We start from the raw sequence: 16,360 nt of genomic DNA on the forward strand, positions 1-16,360 counted from the left end.
GCCTAAATCGTGCATAACTTGACTATGTGCACTTCGCGGGATGGAAGACCATGAAATTTATTGGAAAGCTGCTTCTTTACGTGCTGATCGCCCTTGCAGTGGCGATTCTCGGCCTTTATTTTCTACTGCAAACCCGCTGGGGGGCAGAGCACGTCAGCGCCTGGGTTTCGGAGAACAGCAGCTACCATCTGGCGTTTGATGCCATCGATCACCGGTTTTCTTCCCCTTCCCATATTCTGCTGGAAAACGTCACCTTTGGCCGGGATGGTCAGCCCGCAACGCTGGTCGCTAAAACGGTCGATATTGGGCTGAGTAGCCGCCAAATCACCGACCCGCTGCACGTAGACACCATTTTGTTGCAAAACGGCACGCTGAATCTTTCCCAGCAAACAGCGCCGTTGCCGTTCCAGGCCGATCGCCTGCAATTGCAGGATATGGCGCTTAACAGCCCCGGCAGCGAGTGGAACCTCAGCGCCCAGCGCGTTAACGGCGGCGTCATTCCCTGGAGCCCCGAGGCAGGTAAAATTCTCGGGAGCAAAGCGCAAATTCAGCTCAGCGCCAGTTCGTTGACGCTCAACGATGTTCCAACTACCAACGTCTTGATTGAAGGCAGCATCAACCATGACCGGGTGACGCTAAGCAATATTGGCGCTGACGTGGCGCGTGGGGCATTAACCGGCGTAGCGCAACGCAATGCAGACGGGAGCTGGGTTGTGGAGAATCTGCGCCTGAACGATATCCGGCTGCAAAGCGACAAATCGCTGGCCGACTTCTTTGCCCCGTTAAGCACTATTCCTTCCCTGCAAATTGGTCGTCTGGAAGTGACGGATGCCCGTCTGCAAGGCCCCGACTGGGCGGTGACGGATCTCGATCTGAGCTTGCGCAACATGACCTTCAGCAAGGACGACTGGCAAACTCAGGAAGGAAAATTGTCGATGAACGCCAGCGAGTTTATTTACGGCTCTCTGCACTTCTTCGATCCGATTCTGAACGCCGAGTTCTCACCTCAGGGCATTGCGCTGCGCCAGTTCACCACCCGCTGGGAAGGCGGTATGGTCAGAACATCCGGAAACTGGATGCGCAGCAACAAAGCACTGGTCCTTGACGATGCCGCTATTGCTGGTCTGGAATACACGCTGCCGGAAAACTGGAAGCAGCTGTGGATGAACCCCCTGCCAGCGTGGTTAAACAGCCTGACGCTGAAGAAATTTAGTGCCAGCCGTAATCTGGTGATAGATATCGACCCCAATTTCCCGTGGCAGCTCACCGCGCTGGACGGCTACGGTGCTAACCTCGGGCTGGTACAGAACAATCAGTGGGGGATCTGGAGCGGTAGCGCCACCCTCAACGCCGCTGCCGCTACCTTTAACCGTACCGACGTGCGTCGCCCTTCGCTGGCGCTGACGGCAAACAGCAGCACCATCAATATCAGCGAACTGAGCGCCTATACGGAAAAAGGACTGCTGGAGGCCACTGCCAGCATTTCGCAGCTACCTCAGCGCCAGACGCAGGTCAGCCTGAACGGGCGCGGCGTGCCAATGACGATCCTGCAGCAGTGGGGCTGGCCCGCACTGCCGCTTTCCGGCGATGGCAACATCCAGCTTACCGCCAGCGGCAATATTCAGGCCGATGTGCCGCTCAAGCCAACGGTCAACGGTCAGCTGCATGCGGTGAACGTGGAGAAACAGCAGGTAACGCAAACCATGCAGGCGGGCGTGGTTTCGGGGAGTGAAGTCACTGCACCACCACCTGCACAATGATTTATTGCCCGGTGGCGCTTCGCTTACCGGGCCTACTCACGCTCATAAGCGAATATATTCACTGCACAACAGCCATTTCACCGGCTCGTCTTCTTCAATCAACGGGAAGCGACCGCCAGGTTCCAAAAAGTGGTTGTCATGCTGGTCGTCATTGACCATCGAGATTTCCCAGCCCAGCACAAACGCCTTCTCCGCCCAAAAGCGATGATACAAGCGCGGTGGCAGGCACACTCCTTGTCCCGGTTTCAATACCAGCGTCTCGCCAGCGTTAACTGTACGCCGCTGACCATCCACGCTAACCTCAACAACGCGTCGGGCGTCATACTCATCATCAGGCGTGGCCCACGCCAGTTGCATACACAAATCACCGCCGCCGCGATTAACGATATCTTCCATTTTATGGCGATGAAAATGCCATGGCGTTTGCTGATCCTGCTGAATTTGCAACATCTTTTCGGCGTACGGTTTGGGGTAGTCCGCTGACCCCATCAAACCATTGCGCAACGTTAGTAACGTCAGCCCCGTTTGCGCAAAATCTCCGTGCCCGAAGTCGGTAATATCCCAGCCCAACTGGAGATCGCGCACTTCACGCCACAGAGTTTGATCCTGTTGCCGCCAGGCATCGACCGTAAAATACGCAAAATCAGGCAGACAGACCCGAAAAGTCTCAGCGATGGCATGCGCTTTATCGACGGCATAATTAATGTGTGAACGCTTCATTCCACTTTTCCTTGTTGCGAAAGAGGCGGGTCGCCCCGCCTGCATGCCGTTAGTAAAGTGATGCTTTGCCGGTTGAACCGAACAGTTTCATTTTGTGGCGGATAACGTCCCGCGCGGCGCTAATGGCTTCCGGATAGATTACGTTCGGGTCCCACCAGGTTTCTTTCGCCAGAATTTCGCGGACTTTCTGGAAGTAAGCGTATTTCATATCGCTGGAAATGTTGATTTTGCCAACGCCCAACGTCACGGATTCGGCAATTTCCGCATCCGGGTTCGCGGAACCGCCGTGCAGCACCAGCGGAATATCCACACGTCCGGCGATATCGCGCAGGATGTTCATTTGCAGCTCTGGCTGCATCCCTTTCGGGTAGATCCCGTGCGCGGTTCCAATCGCCACCGCCAGCGTGTCTGCACCGGTTCGGGCGATAAAATCCTCTGCCTGAGCAGGATCGGTATAAGTAACCTTCGACACGCCGCCTTCCACTGACGTCCCGGTCTGGCCAATCGTTCCCAACTCCCCTTCCACCGAAACACCTACCGCATGCGCCAGTTTGACCACTTCGCGGGTCAGCGCCACGTTCTCTTCATATGGCAGCAGCGAGCCATCAATCATCACCGAGGTAAACCCACACTGAATCGCCCGCAAGACATGCTCAACCGAAGCGCCGTGGTCCAGATGCAGAGTAAAGGGAACCGGGCTACGCATGGTGATATCACGGACGTAGCTAAAAAACGCATCGCCGACAAAATCATGTTCGCTGGGGTGAATGGAGATAATCGCCGGGGTGTTGGTCGCTTCCGCTTCTTCCACTACTGCGCGTACAAAGCAGCTGTCCGCCACGTTGAATGCGCCGATGGCAAAACCGTGCTGACGGGTAGGTTGCAGTAATTCTTTCATCGAAACTAACATGTTAATTCTCCAGTTTCAGGGTGTAGAAAGCCCTGCCAGTGCGTCATCGCAGAGGCATAGAAGGCGTTACAGAAAATGAATCAGGCTTTGCCGATAGCGCCGCTGGCCTGCAGGTACGGAATAATGGCTTCCTCGCAGGCCTGTTCCATCAGGGCCAGGGCATCAACGAGTTCACCGGATGTGTCGCGACACAGGGTATGCAGTAGCGCAGCCTTTCCGGCTTCGAAAACCGCCGCACCAACGTTTATCTTGGCGACACCAAACGTCGGGCAGCGCTGTAGCTGGTCAAACGGCGTTCCGCTGCCGCCATGCAGCGCCAGCGGCACCGTTGATAACCGGGCTATTTCCTCCAGCCGCAGGAAATCAATAGCAGGTGTGATACCCGGCGCGTACATGCCGTGTGCTGTACCCACCGACACCGCCAGCAAATCGATCCCGGTCTGTTGGATGAAGGGTTCCACGTCGGCGGCCTGGGTCATCAAATCAGCGTTAGCGGCGTGGTCATAGCACGGAGCATCGGCCAAATGACCCAGCTCGCCTTCCACGCACAGAGAAACGCTGGCTGCAAGCTCAACCACCGCCCGGGTCTGGCGAATGTTCTCCTCCAGCGCAAAGGCGGAGGCGTCGATCATTAAGCCGCTGAATCCGGCGCGAAAAGCCTGGCGAATGCGTACAGGATCCTTTCCATGATCCAGCGCCAGCGCGACCGGTACCGAGGCTTCCTCTGCCAGCGTTTTGACCACCGCTGCCGCTATCGGGGCCGGAAAATGCTCCAGATGCCCCTGATACAAATTCAGAATGATGGGCGCACGGTGTTTCTCCGCCACTCGCACCGCTGCGCGGGCGCTTTCCAGGTTCATACAGTTGATGGCCAACAGCGCGTACTGCTTGCGCCAGGCTTTGGTCACCATGCTTTTCATATCGGCAAACATACGGCCTCCGGTTATTCCAGGGTGAAGGTGATTTCTTCGTCTTTCAGCTTTTGATCGCTGAGTTCGTCAAACTCTTCATCACGCTCGGTTACCGGTTTCTTCCACAGCGACAGCATGACGCCGCAAATCACCGTACCGATCCCCAGCGCCAGGCAAAACAGCAGCGGATGCGTAAAGAGCGGAACCACAAACATGCCGCCGTGCGGTACCGGGCTTTCGACACCCCACACCATAATCAGGCCACCCGCAATCGCCGATGCCACCACGCAGGAGCCCACCACGCGCAGCAGGTCGCGTGCCGCAATCGGAATGACCCCTTCGGTAATCATGCAGATCCCCATTGGGAATGCGGCCTTCAGCGCCTCACGTTCCGCACGGGTGTACTTGTGACGCGTCAACAGGAAAGAGAGCGTAATGCCAAATGGAGGGATCATCGAACCGACAAACTTCACCGCTTCCGGACCGTACACGCCGCTGACCAGCATGCCGTCAGCAAACAGCGACATGGTTTTATTCACCGGCCCGCCGAAGTCGAATGTCGCCATCGCACCGAGGATAGCGCCCATCAGAAAGCGGGATCCGCCCTGCATAGACTCCAGCAGATGAATCAACGCGTCCTGCAGCCAGGCAATCGGCTTGCCAATCAGCGTCATCATCAACAGGCCGCCGATAACGGTACTCAGTACCGGCAGCACCATGATGGGCATCAACCCCTGCATCGACTGCGGCAAACGGATATAGCGCTTGAGCAGTAGGACGGTATAACCGACCAGAAATCCGCCCAGCATCCCGCCGATAAAACCGGTATGAATTTCTCCGCAGACGAAGCCGACAATCAGACCCGGCGCGAATCCCGGACGGTCAGCAATGGAGTACGCAATCGCCGCGCTAATCAGCGGTACGATTAACCCCATCCCCCAGCCGCCAATCTGGTTGAGCATCCAGGGAATGGTTCCTGTTTTTTCACCGACGTTAGTGCCGCCAAGTATTTGCCCGAGAGCAATACAGATCCCGGCGGCGACAATTAACGGGATCATCCACGAAATTCCCGTTAATAAATGTTTTTTTATTTCCTGAGATAGCGGAATTTTATTTTCACTCATGTGAAATCCCTCCAGAATGAGGATCGCTACTGGTTATTATTAACTAATGATTTTTCGACCTTTTCAAGAAACTGAATGGGCGACTTTATGACGATTTCAGTTTTTACTCGCACAATGCGTTTGTTTGAAAATCGCTCCTCCCCTTTTATTTTTACATCGACAGCAAGAATCACGACATCAGCCGCAGAAATATCTTCTGTCAGCAGTTCGTTTTCTGTGCCAATGGTGCCCTGGGTTTCAACTTTTATATTATGACCAAGCGCTTTGGCACCTTTAATTAACTTCTCACGGGCAATATAGGTGTGCGCAATACCCGCCGTACAGGCGGCAACACAAACAATATTCATAACATGCTCCACATTTTATTTAGCAGACATTGGATTCAGCATATTGGCTAAAAAGCTCAATAATTTTTTGTGGACTACTTTCAACTAATAGTTGTTCAATAATGTCGTCATCTGCCAACGCGCCAGCAACCTGCGAAAGCAGACGAATATGGGTGGTGTTTTGATCTTCAAGACGTACGGCAAACAGAATAATGCACCGTACATTGCTGCCGTCCAGGGTTTCCCAGGGAATCTCCTGGCGGGTACGCCCAATCGCCAGCGTGGTATTGACCACCGCCGAGGATTTCCCGTGCGGGATCGCAATATGGTTTTCGAAGCCGGTCGAGCCTTCTGACTCACGTTGCCAGACATCCTGAATAAACGTTTCGCGACAGCTAATTGCTCCATCTTTTTGCAGAATATCCGTCAGTTCCTCAATAGCCTCCGTTTTGCTTGTAGCCTTCATGTCCAAAATAACGCGATTTGTATTGAGTATTTTCGTGATGTCCATCAATCATACCTCATGGAGTTCAGACATTAATTTTCAACGACCAGCGACGTCGCCCGATGTAATTTTTCCGTAATAACCGTTTCTGTTACCCGCTTAATATCCGCATCATTGAAGAAGGCAGTGACATACACGACCGGCATGGCAACCGCGGGTAAATTAATCGTCGATACCACCAGTTCAATATCGTCCGTCAGTACAGAGGGCAGGCTGCCTGCCGACACCACGCCGACGATAGTCCAGTCCGGAAAGGCGCGTAGAATACGGCTTTTGAGTAAGTGAGAAGTGCCGATACCCGTTGAACAGACCAGTAGTACGCGTTTACGCGCTATCTGACGCTCCATTGCGGCCTGAAAATGCACGGTTAAATATCCCACTTCATCTTCCGACACGGCCCGCTCGCCCCAACCGCTAAACACCCGATTTACCGCACACTGGGTCAGACGCCACACGTCCTGCAACTCGCCTTTGATATCCTCCAGCAACGGATTACGAATGCGGATCTGGTAGTTCAGTCGGTTAATCAGCGGCTTAATGTGGATCAGCAATCCGTCATACAGCGCCGTGTCCTGGCTAAGATCGCTGTCGACCATCTCGGCGAAGGTGGCAATCAACCGATGGGTAATCAAACGCGCTTCGTCGCTGGAGTGCATATGACCAATCACACTCACGTCATTATGCTCTTCAATCACCACACCCGAGGAGATAATGTATTGATATATAAACCAGACTTCGTCTTCAGGCAGCGGGTGGGCAATGCGTCTTTCGATATGCTGAATCATGCGACTGGCAATGGAAAATATGTTCTCATCACAGGTAGTGATGCTCTCTTCTTTTCTCGGAAGCGCATTGCCCCGCGTGATGCGGTACATCATGATCAGAATATGGGTAAAGATATTGACGTAATAAGGCTCGCCGAGCGACCAGCACAGGTCGTTCTCCATTTCCTGTAATAACGTCTGGACAAATAAAACATCTTCTTCGCCAAAGTAATGCACTAAGGCTTTATAACTGCCCGGGTCAAGGCGTGAATAAACCACGTTACCAGGTTCATTATGGTTAATCACACCGTTAATCAGCGACGCCATCGCCTGGCGCACACCGCTCTCGCTACCTTCGATGTGCGTGCCGCTCTGACTGCGAATCAACGACAGGCCCAGTGGGGTAATCCAGGATTCAATTACTTTCAAATCGTTCACAATCGATGCGCTACTAATAAAATAACGTTCGGATAATTTACTGATCGACGTTTCATGCGGCGTTTCGCTTAATAATTGTGAAGCTATCTTTACTCGCCGTGAATTATTCATCATGCCGTCAGCATCATCACCCTCCGTTCCTAATAACTGGTCCATATATAAAAGGTCGGTAATATTATCGGCACTTAATATCACCCCAGCACCAGCACGTTTATCGATGGCTATTTTCCATTCTGATAACCATGGTTCCAGTAAGCGCAGATCGCGCTGCACAGTTTTCTCTGAAACAGATAAATACTCGGCAACTTTCAGCAGCGTGACATATTCCTTCTTAGACAGAAGAAATTTTAATAATCTGTTTTGTCGCGAGGTAATCATTTGCATTATTTACCCTTATTACATACCAGATTAAATATCTATACCCGTCATACTTCAAGCTGCATGTGCGTTGGCTTTCCTCGCTCACCCCAGTCACGTACTTATGTACGTTCAGGGGATTCGCTGCGTCGCCGCCTTCCTGCAACTCGAATTATTTAGGTTATAAAGAAGCATTTATGCTCCACGTGTAATCCGTGATGATAAATATAAGAGGACTACGATGCGCCAACAATACTAAATCGTGTCCTGTATTCCGGACAGAAATAAGACAAAAACGGGAAATAGTGAGATATTTACGGCGCAGATCACATTTTTCGTGGGATTCAGAGTGATATCGCTCGCAAATATGGGGAGATAAAAATTTAATTCAGGATGTTTTAGATTTTCAGATCTGGAATGCTGCTCGCAGCGTGGGCCGGATAAAACGCATTGCGTCGCCATCCAGCCCACGTTGAGATTTACTTACAGGGTAATCGTCAGCGCATCCGCATCCGGCGTGACAACCGTTCCCCACTCACTGCCCACAGACGAGCCGCCCTTCACGCCGCTAACCTGCGTAATATTACGCAGACACAGCGTCCAGTTACGCGCTTCGCCACTTCCTTGCACGGTGATGGTATTACCCGTGCGCGTCGCTTTCAGCGTGAAGATAACCGAACCGTCAGCCGCCGGGACTTCACAAATCGCCTCCCGCCCCTCCTGCAGATGGAACAGCTGGAACGCCGTCCCTTCGTGCCAGGCGTAGTCCGGCTTCTGGTTATTGCAGCCCAGCGCCAGCAGTGTATTGTCGCGCACATAAACAGGCAGACTCAGGAAGTCATGCTGCTGCTTATGCCAGCGGCTGCCCGCCACCTCGTCGTTACGCCACAGATGCGTCCAGCGTCCTTCCGGCAGATAGAACTGCACATCACCCGCCTCGCTAAACACCGGCGCAACCATCACGCTATCGCCCAGCATGTACTGGCGGTCGAGATAATCACATGCCGGATCGTCCGGGAACTCCAGCATCATTGCGCGCATCATCGGCGTTCCGAGTTCATTGGCGCGCGCCGCTTCGCGATACAGGTACGGCATCATGCGGCATTTCTGCTCAGTGAAGTAGCGCACCACGTCGCAGGATTCATCATCGTACGCCCATGGCACACGGTAGGATTTACTACCGTGCAGGCGGCTGTGGCTGGAGAGCAGCCCAAACGCACACCAGCGCTTGTAGACGTGCGCCGGGGCGGTATTCTCAAAGCCGCCAATATCGTGACTCCAGAAGCCAAAGCCGGACAGGCCGATGGACAACCCCCCACGCAGGCTTTCGGCCATTGATTCATAGTTGGCATAGCAGTCACCGCCCCAGTGCACCGGGAACTGTTGCGCGCCGACCGAGGCCGAACGGGCGAACAGCACTGCCTCTTCTTCACCGACGGTCTCTTTCAGCACGTTCCATACCAGTTCGTTGTAGATGTACGCATAATGGTTGTGCATTTTCTGCGGATCGGAACCGTCAAACCACTGCACGTCAGTAGGAATGCGTTCACCAAAGTCAGTTTTGAAGCAGTCAACGCCGATATCCACCAGACCTTTCAGCTTGTTGGCATACCACTCGCAGGCTTCAGGATTGGTGAAGTCATAAATCGCCAGGCCCGGCTGCCATTTATCCCATTGCCACAGGGAGCCGTCCGGGCGCTTGAGCAGATAACCTTTCTCTTTCAGTTCATTGAACAGCGGGGATTTCTGGCCGATATAGGGGTTTATCCATACGCAGACCTTCAGCCCTTTCTCTTTCAGGCGGCGGATCATGCCTTCCGGGTCAGGGAAGGTCACCGGATCCCACTCAAAGTCGCACCACTGGAAGGCTTTCATCCAGAAGCAGTCGAAATGGAAGACGTGCAGCGGCAGATTGCGCTCGGCCATCCCATCGATAAAACTGTTCACCGTCGCTTCATCGTAATTAGTGGTGAACGATGTAGTCAGCCACAAACCGAATGACCAGGCTGGCGGCAGCGCCGGACGACCGGTAAAGCGGGTATAGCGATCCAGCACCGCTTTCGGCGTAGGGCCGTCGATGACGAAATATTCCAGATACTCGCTTTCAACGCTGAACTGCACTTTTGACACTTTCTCAGAGCCGATTTCAAACGACACGCACTGCGGATGGTTTACCAGTACGCCGTAACCACGGTTGGTGAGATAAAACGGGATGTTCTTGTAAGACTGCTCGGTACTGGTGCCGCCATCGCGGTTCCATGTTTCCACCGTCTGGCCGTTACGTACCAGCGCAGTAAAGCGCTCACCCAGACCGTACACCGTTTCGCCAACGCCCAGATCCAGGCGTTCAAACATATAGTTTTTCCCGCTGTTGGTGTCCTGCACGTAGCCGTTATTTTTCAGCTGGCTGCCGGTAATACGTTCGCCGTTACGCAAGAAATCCAGCGACCAGAACTCGCCTTTAGTGACCCGCACGCTCAAATTACCGCTTTTCAGTTCGGCAAATTCAGCGGTGTTTTGTATCTCTACGTTGACGTCCTGCAGCACGTTCAGCGGATAATGTGGACCGTTATCCAACGCGCCCTGGAAGTGTTCCATACGCACCCCAACCACGCCTTCCTGCGGCGAGAAAAAGCGCAGGGTGAAGAGTGGAGTATCCAGTTGCCAGGTACGTTCACGCACATCGCGCGGCGCAACGTAGACAATCATCTCGTTACCCTGCTGTTCGACCTCGAACACCTGAATCGGGTGAGTTAAATTCAGGCCAGGCTGCGTCAGCCAGTTTCCGTCGCTAATTTTCATCGTTGGTTCCTTAGTTCTGTAATTCTTTCGTCGAAAAATCCTGCTGATTGCGGTGCGCACCGTGAGCCAGCTGACTCATGATTTCCGTCAGATACGGCGTTTTCAGGGTATAGAAGCGTTTGGCAATCACGGCACTCAACAGGTAACAAATAGCCGGGACAATCGTGAACAATGCGATAATGATGCTAATGGTGGCGCTGTTCTGGGTTTTCGCTGCGGCATCGTAACCGCCGCCCGCCAGCATCCAGCCGATCATCGCCCCGCCGAGCGCCAGACCCAGCTTGAGCACGAACAGCGTGCCCGCGAAGCTGATCCCCGTCAGACGTTTTCCGTTACACCACTCGCCGTAATCAACGGTATCGGACATCATCACCCACTGGATTGGCGTCACGAGCTGATGCAGTACGCCAATCACGAAGATGAAGGCAAACATGGTGAGGTTGGCATGCATCGGCACGAAGAACATTGCCAGACTGACGACCGCTAGCAGGGCGTTCGTCCACCAGAAGACGCTGACTTTGCATTTCCAGTCAGTCAGCGGTTTTGCCAGCGCAGAGCCGATAAGATTGCCGACGCAATAGGTGGTGAGGAAGGCGACAAACACTTCCGGGGTACCCAGAATCCAGGTGACGTAATACATCATCGCCCCGCCGCGAACGCAGACGGCCAGGATGTTGAGGATGGTCAGCAGGCCGACGATGCGCCATTGGTCGTTCTGCCAGATGTCGCGCAGGTCCTCACGCATTGAGTTGCTGCTCGGCGGCGCTTCCACACGTTCTTTGGTGGTGAAGAAGCAAAACGCCAGCATCAGGAACGCCACAACCGAGAGCACGGCAATCCCGCCCTGGAAGCCCAGCGCTTTATCTTCACCGCCAATCAGATTCACCAGCGGCATCATCAGCACGGTGGAGAGCATGCCGCCCGCCGTCGCCAGCACAAAGCGCCATGACTGCAGGGAGATACGCTGCGTTGGGTCATTGGTTATCACACCGCCCAGCGCGCAGTAGGGAATATTCACCACGGTATAAAGCAGGGTCAGCAGCGTGTAGGTGATTGCGGCATAAATCATTTTGCCGTGCAGGCTGAGATCCGGCGTGCTGTAGGCGAGCACACAGACCAGACCAAATGGCAGAGCGCCAAACAGCACCCACGGGCGGAATTTCCCCCAGCGCGAACGGGTGCGGTCGGCGAGCAGTCCCATGCAAGGGTCTGAGATAGCATCCAGCGCGCGAGCCAGTAAGAACATCGTGCCGACAAAACCGGCCGGGATACCAAAAATATCGGTATAGAAGAACATCATATATAACATAACGTTATCAAAAATGATGTGGCTGGCGGCATCGCCCATGCCGTAGCCAATCTTCTCTTTAACGGACAAAATCTCACTTTTCATTACGCATCCTTGTTAGCACTTTCACACGCACTGATACCGGTTACAGTTCTTGTAAACCATCCCTGTGAGCACGGGTATTCCGATATCTCGTTATCAAATTACGATTCTTGTTTTCTGTGATCAGGGTAGCGTCTGAAAATGTGTCTAAGTGTAAGCAATGGATTTTGCGGGGATTTATTTGAAACTGGTCATGGTATAGAGAAACGGAAGTTAAAAAAGTGAGTGAGGGGGTGTGGAAACGTTTGGAAGTAGCTATAATGCGCCCCGCCTCCATGTAGCAATCGAGGCGCGGAAGATCGTCATCTCCGGTGAGGTGGCTGGACTTCAAATCCAGTTGGGGCCGCCAGCGGTCCCGGGCAGGTTCGACTCCTGTGATCTTCCGCCAAAATGCTTATTACTTTGCAGTAATCCGTGTCATAACGAGTTCCCCGTTAGGCTGGATATTAAAAGGATTTGACCTGCTGTATTCACTGTAAATGCAGGTAACATTTTCAAAAAACAATCCAGCAAGGGTTGATGCAATAATATGTGGTTTAGGCCCAAATTGAATAATCGAAATGTTATATTCTTTTTTTAGAGGTTGAATAAGCTGGCATAAATTTTCAAATGTTACTGATAGACTTGAAATAGGTAATCTCAGTAAATTCCTTCCATCAGATAACTGATGCTCAATAAATTCTTTATTAATTGTTTCAGCCATTATCTCATAATCAGGTAATGAGCCAGGAGATGCAATTATTCCAAAAGTCAAATCTGGTTCAAGTAGATTGAAAAAGCTTTGAGGTCCAATTTTATCAAATCCCAACATAAAAATTGCACATTTTTTTTTCTTTGTGATTGAAGACCCTTCACATCCAGGCAATATTTTTACATCGCCCAACTCAAAGTTAAGAAAATCTTCATTTTTAGGATATTCAGCAGAAGAATAAATAAGATCAATTGTTATTTTTTTAGCACATACTTTTAAACAATAATTTAATATTGCAGCATACCAGTTTCTTGACATTGAACTATAGTCGACCATTAAACAAACTTCATCTTTATCTATTTTAGATAGTTTATTATTTAAAACAGTGTAAACTTCATGAATATGTGAATGCTCAAGATTTACAATAGATAGTTTAGAAGCCCATTTTTTCTGTAAGATATCATAACTAAATAATCTGCTATTATTTTGAGAACTCTCATTAAACGATAAGATTATTGCCTCGTGTACATTGCTCATATCGAGCAGTTTTGAAACATAAGTACAACGTGGTTCATAGCCTAAACCAAAAAACGCAATATCATATCTTGTATTCAGCATTTCAGCTCTTGATAAATCTTGTAATCTAATCTTCATTATCAAACAACTCCATTTGATCTTCTTCGCTCAATGGAGCGTTAGAATTAAAAATATTATGTAACCGAACAGAGCGACCCACTCGAGGGAACAAGTTGAAGTTTGGTGCAAGACAGTTTGCTAAAACAAATCTACCCTCCTTTGATGGAAATAGAGATTTTGTATTTCTATCTTTTTTAACATAAGGATATAGTAAACCAAGATCTACTGCAGCCTTAATACAACACCATTGTTCATCAGATATAGTATCATCAATCTTAAATGATTGAGGGGTATCACTACCAATTTTCTCTACTAAGCTTTTATCTTTAAAATAACTTCCAATTTTATTTATAAAATTAAAAGCCTTAATACCATCTTTTTCAAACTTTATAACCTCAAGCTCTCTATAAGAGTAACTTTTAATTCGTTCACTTTGGCTGGCATCTGGAATTCTTTTATATTGCTCCTTTAAGTTACCCAGTAAATGATTGAAAAGCCTGAATAAACGCCGAGGATTGCCATCCGAACAACGAGAAATAATTGCCACACCAGAATATAATGTAGTCGCCGAATTCCCTGATTTATTATTATATTCCTCACGTAAAAGAAGCAATCCACGTAATTTTCGGATAATAGCATCATCGAACTTTTCAATGTTACTAGCATATAATGCTTTAGCTCTGTTAATAGTATCCGTATTACAATGCTTTTCAATTAACTCAATGACATATGTGTTCTCTGCAATATCTGGCGTTGACTGAGTTAACACGGATTTACCGACCAATTGCTCTAACGTTAAAAAATTCTTTTGATGATATTTCAATCTATTAACAAAAAGTTTTTCTGCAAATTCTTGTATTATTTTATCAGAGCTTTGCTGATTAAAATGAGATGTCCCCAATTTATCAATGTAAACATATTCGAGATCATGACCAATATTGATATTTGCTGCTACATCAGTATCCAAGGTATGATGACGATAAGGCATTGTAGTTATTTTAAAAACCAAATCACTCGCGGAGCGCATAAAGGTATTTAATGTTTGATGGTGTGCTTTTGTGAGAAACTCTGCCTCATCAATACATACTACCCATCGATCATTTTCTTGAAGAGAAAGTTTACGCTTGATAATTCTAGATGCAAATTCAAAAGGTTTAAATAAAGTCGTATGAAATGCTTCGCCAATTCTAATTTCTTCCTCAGTCAAAGAAAAACCCATAGCTTCTTTATTAAAGGCTAAATTCTTCTTAAACTCAACTCTCTCTAATTCACTTCTAATATGATTCAAATTGTTTAATGCAAGATTGGAATCTGAAAACCATAAACCAGATATTTCCAAACATATTTCCCTCTCTATAAAAAGCTGTGCGATATCATCTTCAATATAAGAATCAATACAACTTCTTATTGTATCTAGCAGTTTTGCACATAGTGAAAGATTAAGGCTCCATACAAAATACTCTTCTTTTTTAGACTCATAGTTGTTTAATGAATTTACCCATTCAACCCTTAAAGGGACATAAGTCGCGATAAAACCTTTCGAATCAATAAGAGATTTTGCTTTAGGATAAAAAGCGGCTAGTTTACTCAAATTCTCATGAGCAAGCATTTTAACCAGAGCAGTTTTTCCTGACCCCCTGGAACCTAGGATTACTTGGTTTTGACTGGTGAAAAGAGCCTCGAATGATTCGGTCCAGATAAATTCATTTGCAAGTTGATTTGTATTTAATCCCCTAGCATTAGAATTTTCAAATATAGAACTTAATTCACTAAAATTCATTTTAGACCTCCGCCCACAATAAAACGAAGCTATCATTTTTGCTTGGCATTACTTCATACTTCAACTCATCAGATAGATCATCTATTGCATGAGATAATAACTGCTTATTACAATATGTCAATTTTGGCTCAACTTTTATTAGATCTTGCCATCTTGCATAATTATTTTGTTCTCTGCATCGATTAATAATATTTCTTAATTTATTTTTTAATTGATTTCTTGAAACCATATAGCCGTAATATTCCTCATGGCTTATACGATCTCTGTCATAAATAGACCGGGTCCATTTATGATTTGTAAAATATGACCACGATATCACTTTACCCCTAGAAAAATTATTTTCCGGACAGAAATCATGATGATCAATAAGATGAAAAAAATTAGCAACTCCATTATGCCAATCCTTTAACTGTGCGGCAAAACTACCTGCACTCAATATATTAACAAAAAAACCATCAGAATCCATTTGAAAATTATATCTTGGAATATGCTTATGCCCATGCACAATGAAGTCAAATTCATTTTGACTTGCAAAGCGCATAAAATCTTCTGCATTCTTCATTTGACTAAGGTCAGGTTCAGGAAATGTAGTATCCGTATAATTCTTAGGATGATGATGAGTAAGCAGTATTTTAAATTTACGTTCTTCCTTTTCTTTTAATTCATCCAATGATGATTGCAAAGTAGCCAGACACTTTAAGTCGACCTCACCAAATTTAATATCTTTATCATAACTATCTAAAGCAGAGGAATTTATACCAACTACAATCAGATCATCATGTTCCCAAATGGTAGAAAATGGGTCAGAGTAGTATGATGATAGTCTGGTATTATTCAATAAAGAAGAAAAAAAATCATTGTTTCTTATATGAGTATATTTCTCAAGTATTACTTTATCTTTACTACTGTTCCTTTCGCTAGCTGCTTTTTCTTGTTGCCAATTACCATCATGGTTGCCTGGTACAAAGAATACGTTATTAACATCTATATCTAATATTTTAATGATGTCTTTAATTCTCTGTGCAGCAACTTCAAATTCATACATTTCTGCTCGATTGGTTATATCGCCTGCAATCAGCAAGTGAGTAGCAGTAATACCTTCTAATTTGACCAAGTCTCTAAATTCGTCTATAAAATTTTCTGTAATAGCTGATGCACCACTAACTTCCGTGCAAAAGTCTTTAGCCCTTGCTGTTGTACCCACATGTAGATCACTAATTACCAGTATTTTCATAATTTATTCTTC

13 protein-coding genes and 1 tRNA gene are annotated in these 16,360 nt (G+C 48.4%); 2 read left to right on the plus strand and 12 right to left on the minus strand.

Going from position 1 to position 16,360, the window contains the following annotated elements; all coding sequences use genetic code 11:
- Positions 1-50: 50 nt before the first annotated feature.
- The gene (locus tag OGX89_RS14250) at positions 51-1,760 is read left to right on the plus strand and encodes an AsmA family protein (RefSeq protein WP_126956512.1); all 1,710 of its coding nucleotides are present in this window, start codon (positions 51-53) and stop codon (positions 1,758-1,760) included.
- 42 nt (positions 1,761-1,802) lie between these two features.
- Here the strand turns inward: OGX89_RS14250 and OGX89_RS14255 are convergent, their stop codons facing one another.
- From OGX89_RS14255 to OGX89_RS14295, 9 genes are all read right to left on the minus strand, one after another.
- Positions 1,803-2,480, minus strand: coding sequence for a D-lyxose/D-mannose family sugar isomerase (locus OGX89_RS14255; RefSeq protein WP_003827238.1), 678 nt, complete (start codon positions 2,478-2,480; stop codon positions 1,803-1,805).
- Between the two features lie 49 nt (positions 2,481-2,529).
- Positions 2,530-3,390 (minus strand): ketose-bisphosphate aldolase, encoded by an 861-nt coding sequence (locus OGX89_RS14260; RefSeq protein ID WP_003827236.1) that lies wholly within the window; start codon positions 3,388-3,390, stop codon positions 2,530-2,532.
- An 80-nt stretch (positions 3,391-3,470) separates the two neighbouring features.
- Complete coding sequence (locus OGX89_RS14265; RefSeq protein ID WP_126956514.1) at positions 3,471-4,322, minus strand: class II fructose-bisphosphate aldolase; 852 nt, start codon at positions 4,320-4,322, stop codon at positions 3,471-3,473.
- 11 nt (positions 4,323-4,333) lie between these two features.
- Complete coding sequence (locus OGX89_RS14270; RefSeq protein WP_003827232.1) at positions 4,334-5,425, minus strand: PTS fructose transporter subunit IIC; 1,092 nt, start codon at positions 5,423-5,425, stop codon at positions 4,334-4,336.
- A 26-nt stretch (positions 5,426-5,451) separates the two neighbouring features.
- Positions 5,452-5,772 carry a PTS fructose transporter subunit IIB gene (locus OGX89_RS14275; protein ID WP_003827230.1) on the minus strand — a complete coding sequence of 107 codons (321 nt, stop codon included), beginning with the start codon at positions 5,770-5,772 and terminating at the stop codon, positions 5,452-5,454.
- 19 nt (positions 5,773-5,791) lie between these two features.
- Positions 5,792-6,262: a PTS sugar transporter subunit IIA gene (locus OGX89_RS14280; protein WP_063941167.1), complete on the minus strand. Its 471-nt coding sequence runs from the start codon at positions 6,260-6,262 to the stop codon at positions 5,792-5,794.
- A gap of 26 nt (positions 6,263-6,288) precedes the next feature.
- Positions 6,289-7,842 (minus strand): BglG family transcription antiterminator, encoded by a 1,554-nt coding sequence (locus OGX89_RS14285; RefSeq protein ID WP_126956516.1) that lies wholly within the window; start codon positions 7,840-7,842, stop codon positions 6,289-6,291.
- Positions 7,843-8,298: 456 nt separating this feature from the next.
- Positions 8,299-10,617 carry an alpha-xylosidase gene (gene yicI, locus OGX89_RS14290; RefSeq protein ID WP_126956518.1) on the minus strand — a complete coding sequence of 773 codons (2,319 nt, stop codon included), beginning with the start codon at positions 10,615-10,617 and terminating at the stop codon, positions 8,299-8,301.
- 10 nt (positions 10,618-10,627) lie between these two features.
- Positions 10,628-12,010 carry a glycoside-pentoside-hexuronide family transporter gene (locus tag OGX89_RS14295; protein WP_003827223.1) on the minus strand — a complete coding sequence of 461 codons (1,383 nt, stop codon included), beginning with the start codon at positions 12,008-12,010 and terminating at the stop codon, positions 10,628-10,630.
- A gap of 290 nt (positions 12,011-12,300) precedes the next feature.
- Between OGX89_RS14295 and OGX89_RS14300 the strand changes: the two genes are divergently transcribed.
- Positions 12,301-12,395, plus strand: a tRNA-Sec gene (locus OGX89_RS14300).
- 9 nt (positions 12,396-12,404) lie between these two features.
- Here the strand turns inward: OGX89_RS14300 and OGX89_RS14305 are convergent.
- From OGX89_RS14305 to OGX89_RS14315, 3 genes are read right to left on the minus strand one after another with little or no spacing between them, the layout of a single operon-like run.
- A complete protein-coding gene (locus OGX89_RS14305) occupies positions 12,405-13,352 on the minus strand; it encodes a hypothetical protein (protein WP_126956520.1) in 948 nt (315 codons plus the stop codon).
- Positions 13,342-15,114, minus strand: coding sequence for an ORC-CDC6 family AAA ATPase (locus OGX89_RS14310; RefSeq protein ID WP_126956522.1), 1,773 nt, complete (start codon positions 15,112-15,114; stop codon positions 13,342-13,344). Before OGX89_RS14310 ends, OGX89_RS14305 begins: the two co-directional genes overlap by 11 nt.
- A 1-nt stretch (position 15,115) precedes the next feature.
- On the minus strand, positions 15,116-16,348 hold the full coding sequence (locus tag OGX89_RS14315; RefSeq protein ID WP_126317214.1) for a metallophosphoesterase family protein: 1,233 nt from the start codon (positions 16,346-16,348) through the stop codon (positions 15,116-15,118).
- Between the last annotated feature and the right edge of the window lie 12 nt (positions 16,349-16,360).

The organism is Citrobacter sp. Cpo103, assembly GCF_030332605.1.
Lineage (GTDB): Bacteria > Pseudomonadota > Gammaproteobacteria > Enterobacterales > Enterobacteriaceae > Citrobacter > Citrobacter portucalensis.